Here is a 22,160-nt window from a genome sequence, read left to right as displayed (position 1 = left end):
TGATTCACCTTTTTTTTATTTCGAGCCTTTTTATTTCGAGCTATAACTAACTATCCATTCTCTCCGCCTGCGCATCGCGCCGATTAGAAGCATGATAGCTGCGCAGCAGCTGCAGCAAGGACGCTGGCCCAGCCGATGCATAATAGTTGGCTTGTTCATCGGGAGCTAGAATGACCCCGAGCTGATGGTGCTCACCAGCAAATCGCGCCCGTTGCGCAAATTTTAATTCGCCTTCAAGATTTAATACTTCCAGCTTGCAAAATGCGGAGTTTTGAACAAGCGCTTCATAAAGGTCTTCTTTTGTCCGCACACGCACACCATTAACCTTGTGCAAAATCTCGCCTGTCAAAAGCCCCATTAATGCCGCTGGAGTGCCAGGCACGATTCCTAATATTCGCAGCCCGCGTGAGTCATGCACATATAATGGCGATAAAGCCGCTTCTCTCACCCGGCTTCTCCATATAATGGCCTCATGCAGCAGCAGTGAAACCAGTGCAGCAAGCGGCAGCAGCATTGGCTGCCACCAAGCCAGAATTGCTGCGCCAGCTAAGCATATGCTGTACAGCAGCAGCCCTTTCGAGGCATGCTTCGCTTTTTCACGCGGCAATAAAGAACGTGTCATTTCCGTAAATCCGATAATCATAGGCAACGCTACGAACGACCAGCCTTGCGACCAATCTGCTCCAAATAATGGTGTCCACGGCAATGCCGTCATAGATGATCCGCTCGCCCCTGACGGTACCAGCATAAGCAGCGGAACTGGCCAAAAGCCCTGCAGCATATAGCCGCCAACGAGCTTTCCACGTTTACCCTCAAGAAATAATGGCGTCGATAATCGATCACCTTGCCAGCGAACAAGAACGGCTTCTGCAAGATGAAGCAGCGCAACGAGCACAAGCAAACCAGCAGCATCAATTCCTGCAAGGGAGACAGCCAATGACCCGAGCCAATCCGTCCGCTCCGAAAGCGTTGTCCACCCGAGCAGCCACTGAAGAAGAGTAATGACTCCTGCACTGTACGCAAAACATAAGTATCTAATTCGAATCAGCATTAAGATAGCCGCAACTGCCCAAAGCCAAAGAACAGCTTCTCCTGTCAACGATACGCCAACGAATGCTCCTGCAATGGAAACCGCTACACCAATCAAAAGACCCGTTAACATCGCCTTAAAAACCAAGCTTGGCCAATGATGCAGCTTTACTGCAAACATCTGCCTCTCCACTCGTATTTGCCTTGTATACTGTAAAATGATGAATAACACCGCAATATAATAAAATGGCTGTGCAACTAATTGGACAGCCGCTTGCCCGAGCATTTCCAATAACTCGATCGCCGTTTCCAAAGCTAACACTCCTTCGCTCGTTCCCCATATCCTTATAAACATAAAAAAATAAAAGGCCGACCCTGTTAAACAGAGTCAACCTCTTATTCATTCGACATGCGCGTATTATTTCCTGCCTACAGCCTTAATTGCTTCAAGCAGCTGCTTATCATTCTTTTTATCTTGAATCCATTTAATGACTTCCTTCTCCAGCGTTTCACCCGTTTGCTTATCGACCTGTCCCGTGGCCGGCAAGCTATGCTCGGATTGGAATTTCTTAACGGCCTCTGCCGTCTCCGCTCCGAAGTAACCATCCTCACGCTTTGGTTGGTATCCAAGACCATGCAGCATAATTTGAACGCTCCGTACTTGTTCGCCCAGCATATCTTGCTTTAACGTCTCGGAAAGGGTAAGTCTTGCAACGGTATACAAATCCGGCGGCTGCACCGTAAGATCGGGTTTTATGCCATTTTCATGAATCCAATTGCCCTTAGGCGTTAACCATTTGGCTATGGTCATCTTGAGCAGGCTTCCGTCGCCAAGCGCTTTGTTGTAGCTTACTTGAACAGTGCCTTTGCCAAAGGAGGTTTCGCCAACGAGCTTCGCTCCCGCGCTTTCCTGCAAAGCTCCTGCCAATATTTCCGATGCGCTTGCGCTCCCTTTATTCATAAGAACCGCTATGGGGTACGTTTTTTCTTGTCCCTTCGACAGCGTTTTTTCCCGGTTTCCTTCACGATCCTCTACCTGTACGACTGTCGTACCTTTGGCTAGGAAGGTTTGGGCTATCTCTACAACAACAGGAAGAACGCCCCCAGGATTGTTGCGTACATCAAGAACAAGCCCCTTCATCCCTTGTTCCTCCAGCTTCGCGAGCTCCTGCTTAAACCGCTCTGCCGTATGCAGTGAGAATTGTCTGATTTCAATGACGCCTGTACCATCCGGCTGCAGGCTGCCATATACCGTTTCCACATCGATATCGTCGCGAATGAGCACGAGCTGGATCGGATCAGAAAAACCGACACGCTGTACTTGAATTTTCGCTTTGGTTCCTTTTGGACCACGAATCTTCGCTACCGCATCCTGCAAATTCAGTCCATCGAGCTTCGCACCGTTAACCGATAACAAAATATCCTTCGCTAATAGGCCGGAACGTTCTGCCGGAGAGCCTTTAATCGGAGAAACGACGACAACCCGTCCATTTTCAAGCGTAACCTCTGCTCCGATACCTGTAAACGAGCCTTCGATCGATTCCGAAAAGTGCTTAGCTACGTCCTTCTCCATGTAAACGGAATAGGGATCATCCAGCGACGACATCATTCCGCTTACAGCACCATCAAGCAGCTCCATGCGATCGACCTTCTGATAATATTTTGTTTCAATTAATTCCAGCACCGCATTAAGCTTCGTCAGCTCTTCTTTTTTAAGCATGAAGCGATCACCGTCATCAGCTGCCGCTGCTGAAAGAGCAGGCGCTGCTGGCTTGTCCGGTTTAATCATTTGGTCCGCGATCGTTAGCGTAACGAGTACGGATGCAATCATCGTTAGCATAACGAACGCGAATACTGTCCGTCCTTTGAAATGCACCTGTCTACACCACCTTCTCATCTTACACGGTCTTAGATTTAAGACCACACTAGTATATGACAAGCCGCTTACAATTATTTGCATTATTCGGTAAAAATGATCACTTTATCATTTATTTTATGTTTGATTTTAAACAAGGCAGCCACAGGGGCTGCCTCTTGATGTATTTTATGAAAGATTGCCTATTTTAAATATCCACCTGGATTAACAGGGGTTTGGTTTTTACGCACTTCAAAATGTAAATGTGGCCCCGTTGAATTTCCTGTACTGCCAACCTCAGCAATTTTCTGGCCTTTCTTGACGGTTTCGCCTTTTTCAACTTTGATTCCACCATTACGAATATGTCCGTAAAGCGTCCACAAGCCATTACCATGGTCAATAATGACACAATTTCCGTATGTGCTCCACTTTTGGGCAACGAGTACAACACCGTCTTCCGCTGCGAAAATATCTGTTCCCTGCGGTGCTGCAAAATCCGTTCCTGTATGGGTGTGTGTTTTACCTGTAATCGGATGAACCCGTGTGCCAAAGCTTGAGCTTACGCGATAGTTATCTCTAATCGGCATACCCAGCTTACCGCCCGTATACGGATTCGATATTTTGTTTTTCTCTGCGTTCAACTTCGATACTTTCGCAGCAAGCGCCATAAGCAGCTCCTCTTGCTCCTTGCTGATGCCCTCGAGCTCCTCTAACGTGGAGTCAATTTGTACAAGCTTATTATCCAGTTGTTTGATATTTGTATTGTAGCTGGCTATCATAACTTCTTTCTCTTGCTCTTTCTTCACTAGATGAGCTTCATACTGCTCCAGCTTCTCATAAATCTTTTTCACTTCAGCAAATTGTTTCTCTACTTCTATTTTCTTCTGAGCAACAAGCTCCTTCTCTTCTCTTTGCTCCGCCAAAATATCCCGATCCTGCGACAGAATCGATTGAAGAGCATCGAATCGATCAATAAAATCTGTAAAGCTAGTCGCACTCAGTAGTACGTCCATATAAGATACAAAACCGTTCGTATACATAAGACGCATACGAGATTGCAGCAGCTCATCGCGTGTCACTACACGCTCTTCAGCCTGCTCCAGCTCAAGGCCGGTTTGCAGCAGTTCTTCTTCCTTCGCATCGCTTTGTGCTTGCATCTTTGTTTTGTTGATGACGACATTATCGATCTCTGCCATCAAATTAGCGATAGAAGCTTCCGCTTCTGTTTTTTTCCCAAGGATAGTTACCTTCTCATTCTCTGCTGTCTTAGCCTGATTATGAGCATTAGCGGCTTGGCGCTCAGCTTTAGCTGCCCGTTGCTCCGCTTCCTTCATTTCCGCCTTAGCGGCTGCTATTTGTTTCTTTATTTCGCTAAGAGAAGCAGCTTCTCCACCTGTTGGTTGCATAACAAATACCGCAAGCATCATCGTAACTGTGAATAACAGCCATTTCCTCTTCTTCACTTTCGCATCCTCCTACACTTTCAAATACTTGCGTATCGAGATCGTGCTGCCCCAAATGCCGATTAATGTTCCGAGTACGATGAGCAGCGTGGCAGTCAGCATTCCTGACTCCTCTACCGTGACGAGCTTAATCATCATTAGTGATAATTCCATTTGCGTAAACTTCACAAGCTGTGAGTAACCTGCAAGCACAGCTACCGTTGTTATCACCGAGCTAATAATTCCAATCAGTGCACCTTCAATGAAAAACGGCCAGCGAATAAAAGAATTCGTCGCGCCAACCAGCTTCATAATGCCAATTTCTCTGCGTCTTGCGATAATGGTCATTTTGATCGTGTTCGAGATCAAGAACATTGCTGTTACGGATAGACCTACAACAACGACGATACCTATGTAACGCAAAGCATTCGTAATTTTGAAAAGAGTCTCGACCGTGCCTTGTCCATATTTGATTTTGGCAATCGGTATAAGTTCATCTGCTTTATTGATCGCATCGATCTGTTTTGCGGCATCCTCGATCGATTGCGGCTCATAAACCTCTACCGTAAATGAATCCGGCAGCGGATTTTTTTCCTTCTCATAACCATCCAGCAAATCCTTGTTCTCATCACCTAGGTTTTTACGAAGCAGCTCTAGTCCCTCTGCTTTAGACACAAATGTTACTTGCTTTACCTCTGTTAAATTGCCGATTTTGTTCTGAAGCTCTGTTATCTTCGCTTTGTCTACATTTAGCTGTAGGAACACACGAATTTGTACTTGACTCTCGATCTGTGCCGCCATGGAATTGACGTTGAGTGCGAGCAATAAAAACACGCCAAGAATGAACAAGGATATAAATATCGAGCTTACTGAAGCAAACGACATCCAGCCATTTCTAATGATGTTTTTGGCGCCTTCTCGCAGATGACGGAGTATAGTTCTAAGCTTCATAGCCGTACTCCCCTCTAGCCTCGTCACGTACGATATTGCCGTTCTCGATTGCAATGACGCGCTTGCGTATGGAGTTAACGATATCTTTATTGTGGGTAGCCATTACGATGGTTGCACCGCGGAAGTTGATTTCCTCAAGCAAGTTCATGATGCCAAGCGACGTTTCCGGGTCCAAGTTGCCTGTGGGCTCATCCGCTACGATAACAGATGGGTTATTTACAATCGCTCGTGCAATCGATACACGCTGCTGCTCACCGCCCGACAACTGTGCCGGCAGGCTTGCATGCTTATGCTTCAGTCCTACGAGCTCAAGCACTTCCATCGTTCGCCTCTTAATGACGCGGGTTGGGGCTTCTATAACCTCCATGGCAAATGCAACGTTTTCAAATACGGTTAATTTGGGTAATAGTCTAAAGTCCTGAAAAATAACGCCAATATTTCGTCGAACAAATGGGATTTTTCGCGGCTTCAACTTTCCTATATTAAATCCATTAACAGAAATCTGTCCTTTTGTCGGTACTTCCTCACGATAGATCAACTTCATAAATGTTGACTTACCTGCACCAGATGGTCCTACTAGATAAACAAACTCGTTGCGATCTATACGAACAGAGACGCCTTTTAACGCATGCGTTCCGTCGGTGTACGTTTTCCATATGTCTTGCATCTCAATCACATTATCACATCCTGTTTATAGTCAGTACTACTATTTCGACAGTTTGTGCTGAATTCCTTCATAAGGAGCTCGCTTTCCTCATTTTTCACAAATCTCATAATCGAAGCAATTGTCGAATCAACCTCTTAATACGCATTAGACAAAATTGCAGAGTAAGCAGCATATACATATAAGACTGCTTTTTTAACATATAAGCATTTATAAGTTTGTTAGCTTATAAAGGGCTTATATTTCTCCGTCAAAACCGCTTCAGCGCCCTGAGGTCGCCGAAGGCGTTTTTGCTTGACACGCAGAAAGGAGTGTTTCGTATCATAAAACGTATCCATATTGGCATTATCATCGCAGCATCGCTGCTTCTTATTGCAGCAGTAGGTTGGGGCTTTATTTGGAATTATGCACAGCAAAAAACAGTTCCTGATGGGGTTGATGCCGGCGGCATCGCTGTTGGCGGCATGCAAGTAACAGATGCCCTTAAGCTGCTTGAGGAATATGAGAGCTCGCTGCAGCTGCGTACCATTACCATTCATGCGGCTGCTAATGCTGGCGACAGCAAGCAGTGGACGGTAAACGAGCTTGGGTATAAAGCGGAATTCAAAACCATTCGCGAGGCATTATTGAAACTGGATGAAGGTGAAATATGGGATCGTGCCGTTTACCGCTATCAGTTCCCCAAGCAATATGAGCTCTCGCAAGCTTGGAATTCAGACGCCTTTGATGCCGCACTCCGCAAGCAGTGGAGCTGGATTGAAAAGAGTGCTACCAAAAATGCTGTCCGAAGGATCACAGATACCGACCAAGTCATCTACGAACCGCATGTCGATGCTTTTCGCTTGGATACTGGAAAGCTTACCGATCAGGTAAATGATTGGGTTATCATAAAAAGGGAGAAGATCGGAGCACCTGTTGAGAAGACTTTTGAAGCTGAGCTGCCAATTACCGTCATTCATCCGGAAGTGACACTTGAGAAATTGAAGGATGAAGGCATTGAACGAAAAATCATATCATTTTCCACTGATTTCAGGACGAGCGCAGAAGGACGTGCCCATAACGTGACTGTAACGGCAGAAACGCTCAATGATTGGGTGCTTGCGCCAGATGAAATATTTGATTATGACAAGCTCATTACGAGAGCAGAGGAATTATATGAGTATCGCGAGGCGCCCGTTATTTTGAACGGCAAGCTTGTTCCAGGTATCGGCGGCGGTATTTGCCAAGTCTCAAGTACACTTTATAACGCTGTTCTTCGAGCAGGGCTAGAAATTGTTGAACGGCGCAATCACTCTTTGCCGGTTGCTTATTTGCCTATTGGCCAAGATGCTACTTATGCAGGTGGTGCGATTAACTTTCGTTTCAAAAATACAACGGGCAAATATCTCATCATTCGCACCTCAGTAGATGATCGCAAACTGACGATCAAGCTGTTCGGTACGATGAAAGAAAACGAAAAATATGATATCGAATCGGTAACGCTCAAAACGATTGCCCCTGCCATTCAGGAGAAAACAAATTCTCGCCTATCGCCAGGCCAGAAGGTTACTGTGGAATCAGGAAAACAAGGTTATGTGGTAGAAACATTCCGTACGTTTACGCGTGACGGCAAGGTTATCTCCCGTGACCGATTGTCGCGCGATACGTACAAGGCTCAGCCAACCATCATCGAGGTTGGTCCAATGAAAGGCGGCAAGGGGCCGTCGGCAACACCGACTCCGCCACAGCAAACGACAGAGCCGCTGCTTGAGGACGGCGTTTTTTAGGAGAACGGTGCAAGCAAAGTGCGGGCTGTTAACGAATATAGCAAAAAAAGCAGTTCAGTTCGCTGCCTCCAAGGCAACGCTGAACTGCTTTTTATTTTATAAACCTAATTTCGCTAAAGAGCGAACTCCATTATCTGCTGCGTTCAAGATACTCAGTCACCCAAGCTGCAGTTTGCTCAAGAGCCACCTCTGCGCGACCAATCGCATCTTGCACTTGTGTTTTTGCTGTGCCGCCATAAACGTTACGAGCATTAACAACCTGTTCTGGTTGAAGCACGGCATAAATGCGATCATCGAACAATGATGAGAACTTTTTGAACTCTTCCAGCGTCAGGTCTAGCAAGTATTTGTTTTGCTCGATGCAATACAATACTGTTTTGCCGATAACCTCATGCGCTTGGCGGAAAGGCAAGCCTTTGCCAACAAGGAAGTCTGCAATATCTGTTGCGTTCGAGAAGTCCTGATTAACGGCTTGACGCATCCGTTCCTTGTTCACCTTCATCGTTGCGATCATTGGAGCGAACAGCTGAAGCGCGCCTTGCAGCGTCTTCACCGTATCGAACATGCCTTCTTTGTCTTCCTGCATGTCTTTGTTGTAAGCAAGAGGCAGTGACTTAAGAACCGTCAACAAGCCAACAAGATCTCCGTAAACGCGTCCCGTTTTACCGCGAACAAGCTCGGGTACGTCTGGGTTTTTCTTTTGCGGCATAATGCTGCTGCCTGTGCAGAATGCATCGTCCAGCTCAACAAAGTGGAATTCCGTGCTCGACCAAAGGATGAGCTCCTCGCTAAGGCGCGAAAGATGCATCATGATGATCGATGCGTCCGCAAGAAACTCAACAATGAAGTCACGGTCGCTTACCGCATCCAAGCTGTTCTCATAAACGCGGTCAAACTTAAGCTGGCTCGCCACATAATGGCGATCGATTGGGAAGGTTGTCCCTGCCAAAGCACCTGCTCCAAGTGGAAGTACATTGATTCGCTTGTAGCTGTCCTGCAAACGCTCAATATCGCGTCCAAACATCGATACGTAAGCCATTAAATGATGTGCAAACAGAATAGGCTGCGCACGCTGCAAATGCGTGTAACCAGGTACAATGGTATCAATGTTAGCTTTTGCTTGCTCGATAAGTGCAGATTGAAGCTTATAAAGCATATCTACGAACTCAACAACGCGCTTGCGAAGCCATAAATGCATATCCGTCGCCACTTGATCGTTCCGGCTGCGTCCTGTATGCAGCTTGCCGCCTACAGAGCCAACATCGTCGATTAGTGTCTTTTCGATATTCATATGGATATCTTCGTCTCCGATTGAGAACTCGATATCATCACGTTTGATGCGTTGAAGGACGCGGTGCAGCCCGTCCTTAATCTTCTCAACGTCATCCAGCGGAAGAATACCTTGCTTGCCCAGCATCGTTACATGCGCCAGACTTCCTTGAATATCCTCTTCAGCGAGTTCCTTGTCGAACATGATTGATGCTGTGTATTCCTCTACCAATTGGTCCGTTTTTTTTGTAAAACGACCGCCCCATAATTTACTCACTGGTTCGTAACACTCCCTTGTAAACCTTATTTAGTGCTAACTGCCGACGATACTTTTAGACGCAATGCGTTCAGACGGATGAAGCCAGTCGCATCCCCTTGATCGTATGCTTGTGAAGGATCAGCTTCCATCGTTGCAATATCAGGGTTGTACAAGCTCACTGGGCTTTGTACGCCTGCTCCGATAACGTTTCCTTTGTACAGCTTCAAGCGAACAACGCCGCTCACATTTTTTTGCGATTCTGTCACAAGTGCTTGCAAAGCAAGACGCTCCGGCGCGAACCAGAAGCCGTTGTATACGAGCTGGCTATATTTTGCAATCAACGAATCACGAAGATGCATAACCTCGCGGTCCATTGTTAATGATTCCATTTTGCGGTGAGCTGTGAACAAGATTGTGCCGCCCGGTGTTTCGTACACGCCGCGGCTCTTCATGCCGACGAAACGGTTCTCAACCATATCAACGCGTCCGATGCCGTGCTTGCCGCCAAGCTCATTCAGCGTATCCATAATTTCTAGCGGGCTAAGCTCTTTGCCGTTAATAGCTGTGCAATTGCCCTCTGCAAAAGTAAGCTCAACATATTCTGCTTTATCCGGCGCGTTCTCAGGAGATACGCTTAGCACATACATGCTTTCGTTTTCTTCAGAGCTAGGATCGAACCAAGGATCTTCCAGCATGCCGCTCTCGAAGCTGATATGCAGCAGGTTGCGGTCTGTCGAATAAGGCTTCGCAGCAGACGCTGTAACTGGAATGTTGTGTTTCTCTGCATAAGCGATCATTTCCGCACGACCCGGGAATTCTTCACGGAATGCTTCAAGGCGCCATGGCGCGATAACGCCGATCTCAGGAGCTAGTGCAGCAGCAGTCAGCTCAAAACGAACCTGATCGTTGCCTTTGCCTGTAGCGCCGTGTGCGATATAAGCTGCGCCTTCTGCGCGAGCGATATCAACCATACGCTTAGCGATAAGCGGACGGGCAATAGAAGTACCGAGCAAATATTGACCTTCATAAAGCGTTCCTGCTTGGAACATCGGGTAGATGAAGTCTTTGGCAAATTCATCGCGAAGATCGTCGATGTACACTTTAGAAGCGCCCGTTGCCAGTGCTTTTGCTTCCAAGCCGTCCAGCTCATCCTTTTGACCGATATCTGCTGTAAATGCGATGATTTCTGCGTCATAAGTTTCTTTCAACCATTTGAGGATAACCGAAGTATCCAAGCCTCCGGAGTAGGCGAGTACGATTTTTTCTTTTGCCATAGTATTGTTTTACTTCCCTTCGAATAAATTCATATATTTATAGCTTTTAAGCTAGGACATAATTGCTGCCATAATCGCTTTTTGTGCATGAAGACGGTTCTCTGCCTGGTCGAAAATAATCGAACGATCGCCGTCGATTACGCCTTCGCTCACTTCTTCGCCGCGGTGTGCAGGCAAGCAGTGCATGAAGAGATAGTCTTTCTTCGCATATTTTGTAATCGCCTCATTGACCTGATACGCCGCAAAAGCAATCTCGCGTTCCTTCTGCTCTGCTTCTTGACCCATGCTCGCCCACACATCTGTGTACACGATATCAGCGTCAGCAATAGCTTCCTTCGGATCGCGGCAAATGTGAATTTGCGAGCCTGTTTCAGCAGCATGATCCTTCGTTTGTTGAATAATATCTGCATCCGGCTCGTAACCCTCAGGAGTCGCAACAGACATATGAAGGCCAAGCTTCGCAGCGCCCATCAACAGGGAATGAGTCATATTGTTGCCATCGCCGATATAGGCAATTTTCAAGCCTTCCAAACGACCCTTTTGCTCAAGAATGGTTTGGTAATCCGCAAGCGCTTGGCATGGATGTGAAAGATCCGTCAAACCGTTAATAACCGGAATCGTCGCTCCACGAGCAAGCTCAACCACTTTGCGATGCGCAAATGTACGAATCATAATACCATCTAGATAACGGGACAACGTTTGGGCTGTATCCCAGATCGTTTCGCCGCGACCGATTTGCAGGTCATTTCCACTTAGGAATAGACCTTGACCGCCAAGCTGGTACATCCCAACTTCGAACGAAACGCGCGTACGTGTAGACGATTTTTCAAAGATCATGCCAAGCGTCTTACCTTTTAGAATATGGTGAGTTTCGCCTGCTTTTTGTTTTTGCTTCAAATCAATCGCTAGGTCGATCAAGTAACGAATTTCCTCTGGCTTAAAATCAACCAGCATGAGAAAGTCGCGCCCCTTCAAGCTTTGCGCCAAATCCTCGTTTACTATTCCTTGCATGGTAGAGCCCTCCTTCAGCTTAAAACAATGTTCTAGCATTTATGATTTAACGACTGGTCGCTTCGCTTCCAATAGTTCGACTAATAACGCAACAGCAATATCTATTTCTTCATCCGTAACGAGTAAATTAGGCAATAGGCGGATGACATTTGGTCCTGCCGAAATCGCGATCAGGCCACGTGTCTGAGCCTCGTTCAAAATATCAGCAATCGGCTCCGCGCATGCAATTCCTACTAGCAGGCCAAGTCCACGAACCTCATGAACAAATTCATTTCCCGCAAGCTTCTCGCGAAGCTGCGAAATGAGATATTCACCCTTTTGCGCTGCGCGCTCCGATAAATTGTCACCAACAATTGTCTCTAGAGTTGCCTTTACAACTGCTGTTGCAATCGGCGTTCCACCGAATGTTGAGCCATGACTTCCTGCGGTAAAGCCTTCACGAAGCTTTTCCTTTGCTGCCATCGCGCCAACAGGAAACCCGCTTCCAAGACCTTTCGCCATCGTGAAAATATCAGGCTCAATGCCGTAGTGCTCATATGCAAACAGCTTGCCTGTACGTCCCATTCCTGTTTGAATCTCATCCACAATAAGAAGGATGCCTTGCTTCTCGCATAACGCGACAAGCTCCTTCATATAGTCTGGATCAACCGGATAAATACCGCCCTCCGCTTGCACCATCTCCAGCATGACCGCTGCTGTCTGATCAGACACAGCCGCTTCAAGCGCAGCAAGGTCGTTCAGCGGGATGGTTTTGAAGCCAGCCGGCAGCGGCGCAAAACCTTCCTTCACCTTATCCTGGCCAGTTGCCGTAAGCGTAGCTAGCGTACGTCCATGAAACGATTGCTCAAAAGTAATAATTTCGAACCGACCATTGTTCAGTACCTTCTGATTGTAACGGCGTGCAAGCTTGATAGCCGCTTCGTTAGCTTCAGCACCCGAGTTGCAGAAAAATACAGCATCCGCGCAGCTATTGTCGGTAATGAGCTTGCCTGCATCCGCTTGGTTCGGAATATGGAACAGATTTGATACATGCCACAATTCATCGAGCTGTTTAACAAGCGCCGCTTTGATTTGTTTAGGAGCATGCCCTAGATTTGTAACGGCAATACCGCTCATAAAATCAAGATATTTATTTCCTTTATCATCCCATAACCAGCTGCCTTCACCTTTTACCAATGCCATTGGATATCTTGCATAGGTTGGAAAAAGAGATTGGTCAGCTGCAGCTGTTGCATTCGTTTCACTCATCGACCTTACACCCGCCCTTCATGGATTTGAACAATTCGTGTACCAACGCCGCCTTCGCGTACCGCTCTCGTCAGCACCCCTGGCTCCTCGCCGCTTACGATCACAACTTCACGCACACGTCCTTGAATGCACTGAATGGCTGCGCGAACTTTTGGAATCATGCCGCCGTAAATCTCACCGCTCGTTATCATCTCTTCGATCTCAGCAACGGAGACAACAGGAAGCACCTGCTTCTGTCCATCTACTGTTTTGAGAATGCCTGGCACATCCGTTACAACGATCATTCGCTCTACTCCGAGATGGGACGCAACAGCGCCTGCAGCCGTATCCGCATTAATGTTGTAGCGCTGCCCTTGATCATCAATACCGATAGGTGCAATAACCGGAATGTAACCCATGCCCATGACACCTTCAATAATCTCAGCATTTACATCGGTTACGTCGCCAACAAAACCAATCTCGGCAGCATTCGCAACTGGCTGCGCTTGGATGAGCTTGCCGTCCACCCCGGATAGTCCGAGTGCCTTCGCGCCGTTGATTTGAATTTTACGCACAATTTCTTTATTGATACGTCCTGCTAGCACCATCTCAACGACGTCGAGCACAGCATCGTTCGTTACACGCAGACCATTAACAAATCCCGTCTCGATTCCCAGCTTGCCAAGCGTTTCCGATATTGCTGGGCCACCGCCGTGTACGATGACCGGAAGAACGCCAGAGAGCTGAAGCTCCCGCAACTCGTCAAAAAAGCTGTTAGGAAGCGCCGCTAGCGTACTGCCTCCGCATTTCATTACAAATCGTTGCTCCGTCACTGTTCCATACCCTCCAAGCATCTACTTTGCTTATGTCCGATATGCCGCATTAATGCGAACATAGTCATAGGTCAAATCGCAGCCCCATGCGGTTGCCGTTCCTTCGCCATTATGTAAGTCAACGCGAATAACAACGGTATCGCCTTTCAAATATTCCAAGGCAACCTCTTCATCAAATACAACAGGACGGGATTGCTCAAGCGTCAAAATATCGCCAAGTCGAATGTCCACTGTCTCCGGATTAACCGGCTGGCCTGCACGGCCTACTGCCGCAATAATACGTCCCCAGTTCGCGTCCGCTCCAAACACGGCCGATTTCACAAGTGACGATCCGATAACCGTCTTTGCAATCGCTTGTGCTGAATCGTCGCTTACTGCACCGTTCACCCGCACCTCAACGAGCTTAGTTGCGCCTTCGCCATCACGGGCGATCGCTTTGGCAAGCACCTCACATACATGACGGATAGCCGCTACAAAAGCTGCCCAGCCTTCGTGAGCTTCTGTCAGCTCCGAGTTGCCAGCAAGTCCACTCGCCATAGCAACCAGCATATCGTTTGTGCTTGTATCTCCATCAACGGTAATCATATTGAAAGTCAGATCCGTCGCAAGGCGCAGCACCTTCTGAAGCGCTTCGCTTCCAATGGCTGCATCTGTCGTTACGAATCCAAGCATCGTCGCCATATTCGGATGAATCATGCCGGATCCTTTGGCTGCACCTGAGACATATACACGTTTGCCGTCTAGCTCAAGCTCGACACATACCATCTTTTGAACCAAATCTGTCGTTAAAATCGCTTGGCAAAAATCATCCGCGCCTGTACGATTTCCATCCAGCTTAGCAGGCAGTCCATCGATGCCAGCGCGTACTTTGTCCATTTTCAAAAGCTCGCCAATAACGCCTGTAGATGCTACGGCTACCTGTTCAGAAGATACGCCGATTGATTCCGCAAATCTAGAACGCATTTCGTATGCGTCCGCTTCGCCTTGCTTACCTGTGCACGCATTCGCATTGCCGCTATTTACAAGCACAGCACGCAGGACGCCGCCAGCGCCGATACTCTCACGAGTTACTTGAAGCGGAGCAGCTTGAAATACATTCGTTGTATATACGCCCGCTGCTGCTGCTGGAACCTCGCATACGATTGCGCCAAGATCGTGACGCGTCGTTTTTTTGAGACCACAGTGCAATCCACCTGCTTTGAAGCCTTGAGGCGTTGTTATCGAGCCGTCAGCGACGACCGAGAACAAGGCTGTTTTATCCTGTCCCATCGTAAAATCGTATCTCCTTCACCTGTATGAGTATGGTTATAAGATCAGTAGGAATGTCTTCGTTATTGATTAAGGATAAACGGGAACGAATTGCAAGCCGAGCGTCTCGTCCCAGCCCATCATCAGGTTCAAGTTTTGAATCGCTTGACCCGCAGCGCCTTTAACCAGGTTGTCGATAACAGAAACGATAGTTACACGATTCGTACGCTCATCAACGGCAAAGCCGATATCGCAATAGTTGGAGCCCCAAACTTCTTTAGTAGACGGCCATTGTCCTTCTGGACGAATACGTACAAACTTACGTCCTTCATAGTAGGAACGATAGAGATCAATAAAATCGCTAGTGCTCCGCTCGCCTCGAACGACAGCATACATCGTAGACATAATGCCGCGCGTCATTGGCACGAGATGTGTCGTAAAGGTAGTTACGACTGGTTTATTAGCCATATTAGATAAAACCATTTCAATTTCCGGAATATGTTGATGCTGATTTAGCTTATATGCTTTTAAATTTTCATTAAGTTCTGAATAATGAGTGCCTAGTGAAGCGCCGCGGCCTGCACCAGAAACGCCTGATTTGGCGTCAATGATGATCGTGGATGGATCAATCCAGCCCTCTTTGACAGCTGGGAGAAGCCCTAACAGCGTCGCAGTCGGGTAACAACCTGGATTAGAGATAAATGGAGCATCCTTCACTTGATCGCCGTATATTTCAGCAAGGCCAAACACGGCTTGCTGCAAGTAAGCCTCATTTGCTGCTGGCTTCTTATACCACTGCTCATATAAAGCTGGCGATTTCAAGCGGAAATCTCCTGATAGATCAATAATTTTCAAACCAACTTCAAGCAAAGCTGGAACCAGCTTAGCTGCTACGCCAGCAGGTGTAGCTAGAAATACAACATCTGCCTTTGCTTTTATCGCAGCAGGATCGACATCATCAAGAAGCTCTTCACTAATGCCGATGAGGTGTGGATATCCTTCTGTTATTGACGTACCTGCGCTGGATGACGAAATGACCGATGTCACCTCTGCCAGCGGATGGGATGCGAGCAATCGAATGAGTTCTACACCGCCATAGCCAGTTGAACCGATAATCGCTATTTTCACCTTTATGCTCATGTTAATCTCTCCCCGAAACTAGATGCTGCAAGCTATCTTTTCCCCTGCTATGCAGCTTCATCTATTGCTCTTTCCGCACGCGGAAAGGATGTTTTCTTCCACAACTTATAATTGTACAACATTCGGAAGTTGATGGAAATACGCACATTGTTTCGTATTATTATACATTCGAATTCATATTAATACAACGAACAAATGATGATAATTTTGCTCAATTAATGAATTGTTTGAGAGATGCCTTCAACATAACAGGAACAAATGTTCCTGTTTCATTTTAGCACATAAAACTCGTTATTGGTATCGTTTGGATATTATTTTGTTAGCTGTCCAGCTTGAAGCCCTGACCAATTACCTCTGCTGTATTGCTAATTATCACAAAGCTGCCAGGATCAATGGACTTCACAATTTGCTTTAGCTTCGGCACTTCATTTTGACCGACTACTACCATTAATACCGTACGTCCCACGCCAGTATATCCGCCATGACCATCAAGCCGCGTCAAACCACGGTCTAAATCATTAAGAATCGCTTCGGCAACATCATCCGAATGGTCGCTGATTATAAAAGCTACCTTAGATAGCTGCAATCCGCTTTGTACAAAATCAATCGTCTTGCTTGTCACGAATAAACCAATCAAAGCGTATAGCGCAACCTCAGGAGAAATGATTATTCCAGCCGCAATAATGACGCAGCCGTCGAAACAAACGATCGCTAAGCTAAGCGGAAGGCCTGTGTAGCGATGTAAAATTTGGGCAGCTAAATCCAAGCCGCCTGTCGAAGCCCCTCCCCGAAAAACAAGGCCAAGCCCCAGACCAACCCCGATACCGCCATAAATAGCCGCAAGCAGCGGATTGTCCGTAGGTGATGGCCAGCCATTTGACAGCAGCACAAATAGCGGCAAAATAATCGATCCTAGCGCTGTTTTTGCGCCAAACCGTTTGCCAAGCAGCCACAAACCCGCGATAAACAGCGGTATATTAATCGCCCATTGCGTGACAGCAGGTGTAATGCCTGCTGCTCTTTGGACGAGAATAGATATACCCGATACGCCCCCAGAAGCGATTCCATTGGGTACCATGAACATATTGAAGCTAATCGCTACAATAGCTGAACCAATCAGAAGCTGAACAATATTCCATACGGATTGGGTTCGCGGACTATAACTGCGTCCACCTTTTCTCCGCTTCGCCGTGCTTTCTTTCATCCCTTTTTATCTCCTCGCAAGCCGATTATCGCAAAAAGAAGAGTTCCACACGTTTACCGTGTTGGAACTCTTCACTGAAGCTATCCATTTGTATATGGTCGCAAATTACTCGTGACGAATCTGATGACGCAAATATCCATCGATAAAAGGGTCGATGTCGCCATCCATAACCGCGCCGACATTACCTGTCTCTACAGAAGTACGGTGATCCTTCACCATGCTATAGGGATGGAAAACATAAGAACGAATTTGGCTTCCCCACGCGATTTCCGATTGATCGCCGCGTATTTCCGCCAAATGCTTCATCTGCTCCTCGATCTTCCGATCATACAGCTTAGAACGAAGCATCTTCATCGCACGTTCCCGGTTCTGAATTTGTGAACGCTCCTGCTGGCAAGCAACCACAATGCCTGAAGGGATGTGGGTAATACGTATAGCCGACTCCGTCTTATTGACGTGCTGTCCGCCTGCTCCACTCGCGCGGTACGTATCCACCTTCAGATCTTCAGTTCGGATTTCGATCTCAATGCTGTCATCGATTTCTGGGACTACATCACAGGAAGCAAACGACGTGTGACGACGACCCGCAGAATCAAACGGAGAAATGCGAACCAAACGGTGTACGCCTTTCTCTGCCTTCAAATACCCGTAAGCATTAAAGCCCTTCACCAAAATGGTAACACTTTTAATGCCTGCCTCATCACCGGGCAAGTAATCAAGAAGCTCAACCTTGAAGCCACTCTTCTCCGCCCAGCGCGTGTACATCCTGTAAAGCATTAAACCCCAGTCCTGAGACTCCGTACCGCCAGCGCCAGGATGAAGCTCAAGAATCGCATTAAGCTTATCGTAAGGCTGATTAAGCAGCAGTTGAAGCTCGAACTCGCTAATCTTGCGCATGAGCTTCTCCACGCCGCTCACGACGTCTGATGCAAGCGATTCATCGCCTTCATCTTCCGCCAGCTCCAGCATCATCTGAAGATCTTCCTGCTCGCTGTTCAACCCGTCGTAATGATCCACAACTGACTTCACCGCATTAAGCTCAGAAATAACGCTTTGCGCTTTGTCATTATCATCCCAAAAATCAGGGAATGTCATCTTCTCCTCGAAATTAGCAATCATTTCTTGCTTAAGATCTAAGTCAAAGGGACCCCCTAAGCTCTTGGAGCCGCTTGGCCATTTCACGCAGGTCTTGTTTAACCGTTATGTCTATCATAGCTTCCGCTTCACCTCAAAATAATGGTTCATTCTTTATTTTATGCCATGCTGTTTGATGCCGTTCCTTACTTGCCGTGGCACTGCTTGTATTTCTTGCCACTGCCGCATGGACATGCATCATTACGACCTACACGATCCTCACGCTTAGCAGGGCGCTTCTCCATAGCTTCTCCGCCGCCGCTTGTTGTAGTCGTTTGGCCTTGAGCTACTTCTTGACGCTCCAGGTTGCTCTCTACGCGTGCCTTCATAATGTATCTTGCAACTTCCTCGTGGATGCTCTCGATCATTTCCTTGAACATCTCGAAGCCTTCAAATTGATATTCACGAAGCGGATCCGTACCGCCGTATGCACGCAGGTGGATACCTTGACGGAGCTGATCCATCGCATCGATGTGATCCATCCATTTGCTATCTACCGCACGAAGCACAACGACCTTCTCGAATTCGCGCATCGTTTCTTCCCCAAGCTCTGCTTCACGCTCATCATAGGAAGCAACGACTTCAGCATAAATGTAGTCGATGATTTCTTCCTTCTCTTTGCCCCAAATCTCTTCCTTGGTCAAAGATCCTTCTTGCAGGAAGTTCGCTTGCGCATAATCAACGATTGCTTGAAGATCCCACTCCTCCGGAATATCCTCCGAACAGTGAGCTTCAACAATGCGTTCGATGACAGGCTTAAGCATTTCCATAACTTCTTGGCGGATGTTCTCCGAACCAAGAATATCACGGCGCTGCTTATAGATAACCTCACGCTGCTGGTTCATGACATCATCATATTGTAGAACAACTTTCCGAATATCAAAGTTATTGCCCTCAACGCGTTTCTGCGCAGATTCAATCGCTCTAGAAATCATCCGGCTCTCAATCGGTTGATCCTCATCCAGTCCTAGCTTATCCATCATGCCCATAATATTCTCAGAACCGAAGCGGCGCATCAGCTCATCTTCAAGCGATAGATAAAACTGTGATGAACCTGGATCGCCTTGACGTCCAGCACGACCACGCAGCTGGTTATCGATCCGACGGCTTTCATGGCGCTCTGTACCAATGATATGCAAGCCGCCCAGTTCAGCAACCTCATCACCTAGCAAAATATCGGTACCACGACCAGCCATGTTCGTTGCGATCGTTACGGAGCCTGCTTGACCAGCGCGCGAAATAATTTCTGCCTCTTCCGCATGGAACTTCGCGTTGAGCACTTTGTGCGTAACGCCTCTGCGCTTCAGCATATCTGATAATTTCTCCGAGTTCTCGATAGAAATTGTACCTACGAGCACTGGTTGATTTTTACTGTGGCGTTCTACGATCTCTTCTACGACCGCTTTGAATTTACCGAGTTCGGATTTGTAGACAACATCTGCAATATCCTTACGAATCATGGAACGGTTAGTAGGCACTTGAATAACGTCGAGTCCATAAATACGCTTGAACTCTTCTTCCTCTGTCTTCGCAGTACCCGTCATACCAGCAAGCTTGCGATACATACGGAAGTAGTTTTGGAATGTAATTGTCGCAAGGGTCATGCTCTCGTTCTGAACCTTCAGATCTTCCTTCGCTTCAATCGCTTGGTGAAGACCATCGCTATAACGACGTCCAGACATTAGACGACCAGTAAATTCATCAACGATGACAACTTCTTCTTCTTCCACAACATAATCCACATCGCGCTTCATAATGAAGTTCGCTTTCAGCGCTTGCTGTATGTGGTGGTTGAGCGTTACATTCGCATGATCGAATAGGTTCTCGATTTGGAATGCCTTCTCCGTCTTCTCAACGCCTGCCTCAGTCAGCATAACGCTGCGAAGCTTAATATCGATCGTGAAATCCTCTTCAGGCTTCAAACGGCTAATAAAGCGGTCTGCGGCGAAGTAGAGCTCTGTTGATTTAGCAGCCTGTCCTGAAATAATAAGCGGAGTCCGCGCTTCATCGACAAGAATGGAATCCACTTCATCGATAATGGAGAAATAAAGAGGACGCTGAACCATTTGTTCTTTGTATAGCACCATGTTGTCACGCAGATAATCAAAACCAAATTCATTATTTGTACCATACGTAATATCGCATGCATATGCTTCTTGCTTCTCGTCATGCGACAAGCCGTGAAGATTACATCCGACAGTCATGCCTAGGAAGCCATACAGCTGTCCCATAAGCTCGCTATCACGTTGCGCTAGATAATTATTGACCGTGATAACATGTACGCCTTTGCCAAGCAACGCGTTTAAATAAACAGGAAGTGTCGCAACGAGCGTTTTACCTTCACCCGTTCTCATCTCCGCAATTTTACCTTCATGAAGAACGATACCGCCGAGCAGCTGCACATCAAAGTGACGCATGCCAAGCGTACGCTTGGATGCTTCTCTAACTGTTGCAAAGGCTTCAGGCAATATTTTATCTAATGACTCGCCTTTTTCAATTCTTGCTTTGAATTCCTCAGTTTTCGCGCGAAGCGCATCGTCAGATAAAGCAGTGAATTTTGACTCAATCGCATTTATTTCATCTACCGTCCGTTGGATCCGCTTTACCTCGCGCTCGTTATGGTCACCAAATATCTTTTTCACTAATCCGAGCATGGAATTCCCCTTTCGTAGTAACGCCTCTTTGCATTAAATTGTATCAGTTTGTCGACACCGCCGCAACGAGGATGATTGTAAAAGAAAAAGCCTCTCTCCATAAAGGAGAAAAGGCTCTTCAAAGTTGTGTATAATGATTGCTAGCCTTGCTCAATTAAACCGTATTTCCCGTCACTTCGTTTGTACACAACACTGACCTCTTTGTTGTCCACATTCGAGAAGACGAAGAAATTATGTCCGACCATATTCATTTGCAAAATCGCTTCTTCCACATCCATTGGCTTAAGTGCAAAACGCTTCGTACGTACAAGCTCCAAATCATCTTCTTCCTCTAGAACGCCTACTGCTGAGCCTTCTTCCTTGAATAAGACGCGTACACCGCTACCTTGGCGGAACTTTCGATTCATTTTTGTTTTATGTTTACGTATTTGTCGTTCGAGTTTGTCCGCAACCAGATCGATCGATGCGTACATATCCTCGCTTTTCTCCTCGGCTCTTAGCATGACACCGGTGAGCGGTATGGTCACCTCAACTGCATGTTTACCTTTGGTGACGGATAGTGTTACGTTAATATCGGAGGTGATTGGTGCTTCAAAATATTTATCCAATCGGCTGAGTTTCTTTTCGACGTAGTCTCTCAATGCGTCTGTCACTTGAAAGTGTTGACCTCGAATGTTGTAGTTCATGGGGAACTCCTCCTTTACATAGTCTTATTATAGCATATGTAGGCGTTCAAATCAAAATAGTTTTTTATCAATTTAGAATATTCAGATAAATAAAACTGTAGAACTACTAGACTTGTCACAACTTAGTCACGGACACCTATTTCACTCTTCAGACAACAAAAAAAAGCCCCGGTTTCCCGGAGCTTGGTGTAAGTTACTTGTTTAATGATCCAAATTATAGGTTGGCTGGATCAGCCGGATAATTACAGTTTAACTACGTTAGCTGCTTGTGGACCACGAGCGCCTTCAACAATATCGAATTCGACGGATTGGCCTTCTTCAAGAGTTTTGAAACCTTCAGTTTGGATAGCGGAGAAATGAACAAATACGTCGCCGCCTTGCTCAGTCTCGATAAATCCATAACCTTTTTCTGCGTTAAACCATTTAACTTTACCTTGCATGTGCAAACATTCCCTTCATCTTCAAATACTGTGAGGCATCGCTTTGTATAACCCACAATTTGACTATAACACCC

At 46.8% G+C, this 22,160-nt stretch carries 18 protein-coding genes; 1 reads left to right on the top strand and 17 read right to left on the bottom strand.

The window, feature by feature from the left end:
- Positions 1–46 precede the first annotated feature (46 nt).
- The 5 genes from ACIFSR_RS09685 to ftsE form a co-directional block, all read right to left on the bottom strand.
- Positions 47–1,342 (bottom strand): PDZ domain-containing protein, encoded by a 1,296-nt coding sequence (locus tag ACIFSR_RS09685; protein WP_430057010.1) that lies wholly within the window; start codon positions 1,340–1,342, stop codon positions 47–49.
- A 105-nt stretch (positions 1,343–1,447) separates the two neighbouring features.
- Positions 1,448–2,905 carry a S41 family peptidase gene (locus ACIFSR_RS09680; protein WP_430057007.1) on the bottom strand — a complete coding sequence of 486 codons (1,458 nt, stop codon included), beginning with the start codon at positions 2,903–2,905 and terminating at the stop codon, positions 1,448–1,450.
- A gap of 182 nt (positions 2,906–3,087) precedes the next feature.
- Positions 3,088–4,347: a murein hydrolase activator EnvC family protein gene (locus ACIFSR_RS09675; protein WP_256710788.1), complete on the bottom strand. Its 1,260-nt coding sequence runs from the start codon at positions 4,345–4,347 to the stop codon at positions 3,088–3,090.
- A gap of 12 nt (positions 4,348–4,359) precedes the next feature.
- Positions 4,360–5,277: a permease-like cell division protein FtsX gene (ftsX, locus tag ACIFSR_RS09670; protein ID WP_076266166.1), complete on the bottom strand. Its 918-nt coding sequence runs from the start codon at positions 5,275–5,277 to the stop codon at positions 4,360–4,362.
- On the bottom strand, positions 5,267–5,953 hold the full coding sequence (gene ftsE / locus ACIFSR_RS09665) for a cell division ATP-binding protein FtsE (protein WP_076266167.1): 687 nt from the start codon (positions 5,951–5,953) through the stop codon (positions 5,267–5,269). Before ftsE ends, ftsX begins: the two co-directional genes overlap by 11 nt.
- Before the next feature lie 299 nt (positions 5,954–6,252).
- Here ftsE and ACIFSR_RS09660 point away from each other — a divergent pair, with 299 nt between their 5' ends.
- Positions 6,253–7,707 carry a VanW family protein gene (locus tag ACIFSR_RS09660; RefSeq protein WP_430057004.1) on the top strand — a complete coding sequence of 485 codons (1,455 nt, stop codon included), beginning with the start codon at positions 6,253–6,255 and terminating at the stop codon, positions 7,705–7,707.
- A gap of 130 nt (positions 7,708–7,837) precedes the next feature.
- Here ACIFSR_RS09660 and argH read toward each other — a convergent pair whose 3' ends face one another.
- From argH to ACIFSR_RS09600, 12 genes are all read right to left on the bottom strand, one after another.
- Entirely contained in the window at positions 7,838–9,253 is a 1,416-nt protein-coding gene (gene argH, locus ACIFSR_RS09655) for an argininosuccinate lyase (protein ID WP_339205331.1), read from the bottom strand.
- Between the two features lie 26 nt (positions 9,254–9,279).
- On the bottom strand, positions 9,280–10,509 hold the full coding sequence (locus tag ACIFSR_RS09650; RefSeq protein WP_430057001.1) for an argininosuccinate synthase: 1,230 nt from the start codon (positions 10,507–10,509) through the stop codon (positions 9,280–9,282).
- Between the two features lie 51 nt (positions 10,510–10,560).
- Positions 10,561–11,520, bottom strand: coding sequence for an ornithine carbamoyltransferase (gene argF, locus ACIFSR_RS09645; RefSeq protein WP_339205333.1), 960 nt, complete (start codon positions 11,518–11,520; stop codon positions 10,561–10,563).
- A 39-nt stretch (positions 11,521–11,559) separates the two neighbouring features.
- On the bottom strand, positions 11,560–12,768 hold the full coding sequence (locus ACIFSR_RS09640) for an acetylornithine transaminase (RefSeq protein WP_430056998.1): 1,209 nt from the start codon (positions 12,766–12,768) through the stop codon (positions 11,560–11,562).
- A gap of 5 nt (positions 12,769–12,773) precedes the next feature.
- Positions 12,774–13,601, bottom strand: a complete 828-nt coding sequence (gene argB, locus ACIFSR_RS09635) for an acetylglutamate kinase (RefSeq protein ID WP_076266172.1) — start codon at positions 13,599–13,601, stop codon at positions 12,774–12,776.
- 9 nt (positions 13,602–13,610) lie between these two features.
- On the bottom strand, positions 13,611–14,849 hold the full coding sequence (gene argJ / locus ACIFSR_RS09630) for a bifunctional ornithine acetyltransferase/N-acetylglutamate synthase (protein WP_430056996.1): 1,239 nt from the start codon (positions 14,847–14,849) through the stop codon (positions 13,611–13,613).
- Positions 14,850–14,918: 69 nt separating this feature from the next.
- A complete protein-coding gene (gene argC, locus ACIFSR_RS09625) occupies positions 14,919–15,968 on the bottom strand; it encodes an N-acetyl-gamma-glutamyl-phosphate reductase (RefSeq protein ID WP_430056993.1) in 1,050 nt (349 codons plus the stop codon).
- A 319-nt stretch (positions 15,969–16,287) separates the two neighbouring features.
- Positions 16,288–17,172 (bottom strand): YitT family protein, encoded by an 885-nt coding sequence (locus tag ACIFSR_RS09620; RefSeq protein ID WP_076266175.1) that lies wholly within the window; start codon positions 17,170–17,172, stop codon positions 16,288–16,290.
- Positions 17,173–17,277: 105 nt separating this feature from the next.
- Positions 17,278–18,385, bottom strand: a protein-coding gene (prfB, locus tag ACIFSR_RS09615; protein ID WP_339205338.1) for a peptide chain release factor 2 whose coding sequence is annotated in 2 segments (ribosomal slippage) — positions 17,278–18,312 and positions 18,314–18,385 — 1,107 coding nt in all. Because the reading frame shifts where the segments join, the coding sequence is not laid out codon by codon here.
- Positions 18,386–18,452: 67 nt separating this feature from the next.
- On the bottom strand, positions 18,453–20,960 hold the full coding sequence (gene secA, locus ACIFSR_RS09610; RefSeq protein ID WP_339205339.1) for a preprotein translocase subunit SecA: 2,508 nt from the start codon (positions 20,958–20,960) through the stop codon (positions 18,453–18,455).
- Between the two features lie 140 nt (positions 20,961–21,100).
- Positions 21,101–21,646: a ribosome hibernation-promoting factor, HPF/YfiA family gene (hpf, locus tag ACIFSR_RS09605; protein WP_339205340.1), complete on the bottom strand. Its 546-nt coding sequence runs from the start codon at positions 21,644–21,646 to the stop codon at positions 21,101–21,103.
- Positions 21,647–21,888: 242 nt separating this feature from the next.
- Positions 21,889–22,086 carry a cold-shock protein gene (locus tag ACIFSR_RS09600; protein ID WP_028608231.1) on the bottom strand — a complete coding sequence of 66 codons (198 nt, stop codon included), beginning with the start codon at positions 22,084–22,086 and terminating at the stop codon, positions 21,889–21,891.
- Positions 22,087–22,160: the final 74 nt, after the last annotated feature.

Origin of the sequence: Paenibacillus sp. NRS-1760 (assembly GCF_050467785.1) — a bacterium.
Classification (GTDB): domain Bacteria; phylum Bacillota; class Bacilli; order Paenibacillales; family Paenibacillaceae; genus Pristimantibacillus.
The sequence above is the reverse complement of the archived record's forward strand: the minus strand, read 5'-3'. Positions and strand labels throughout refer to the sequence as shown.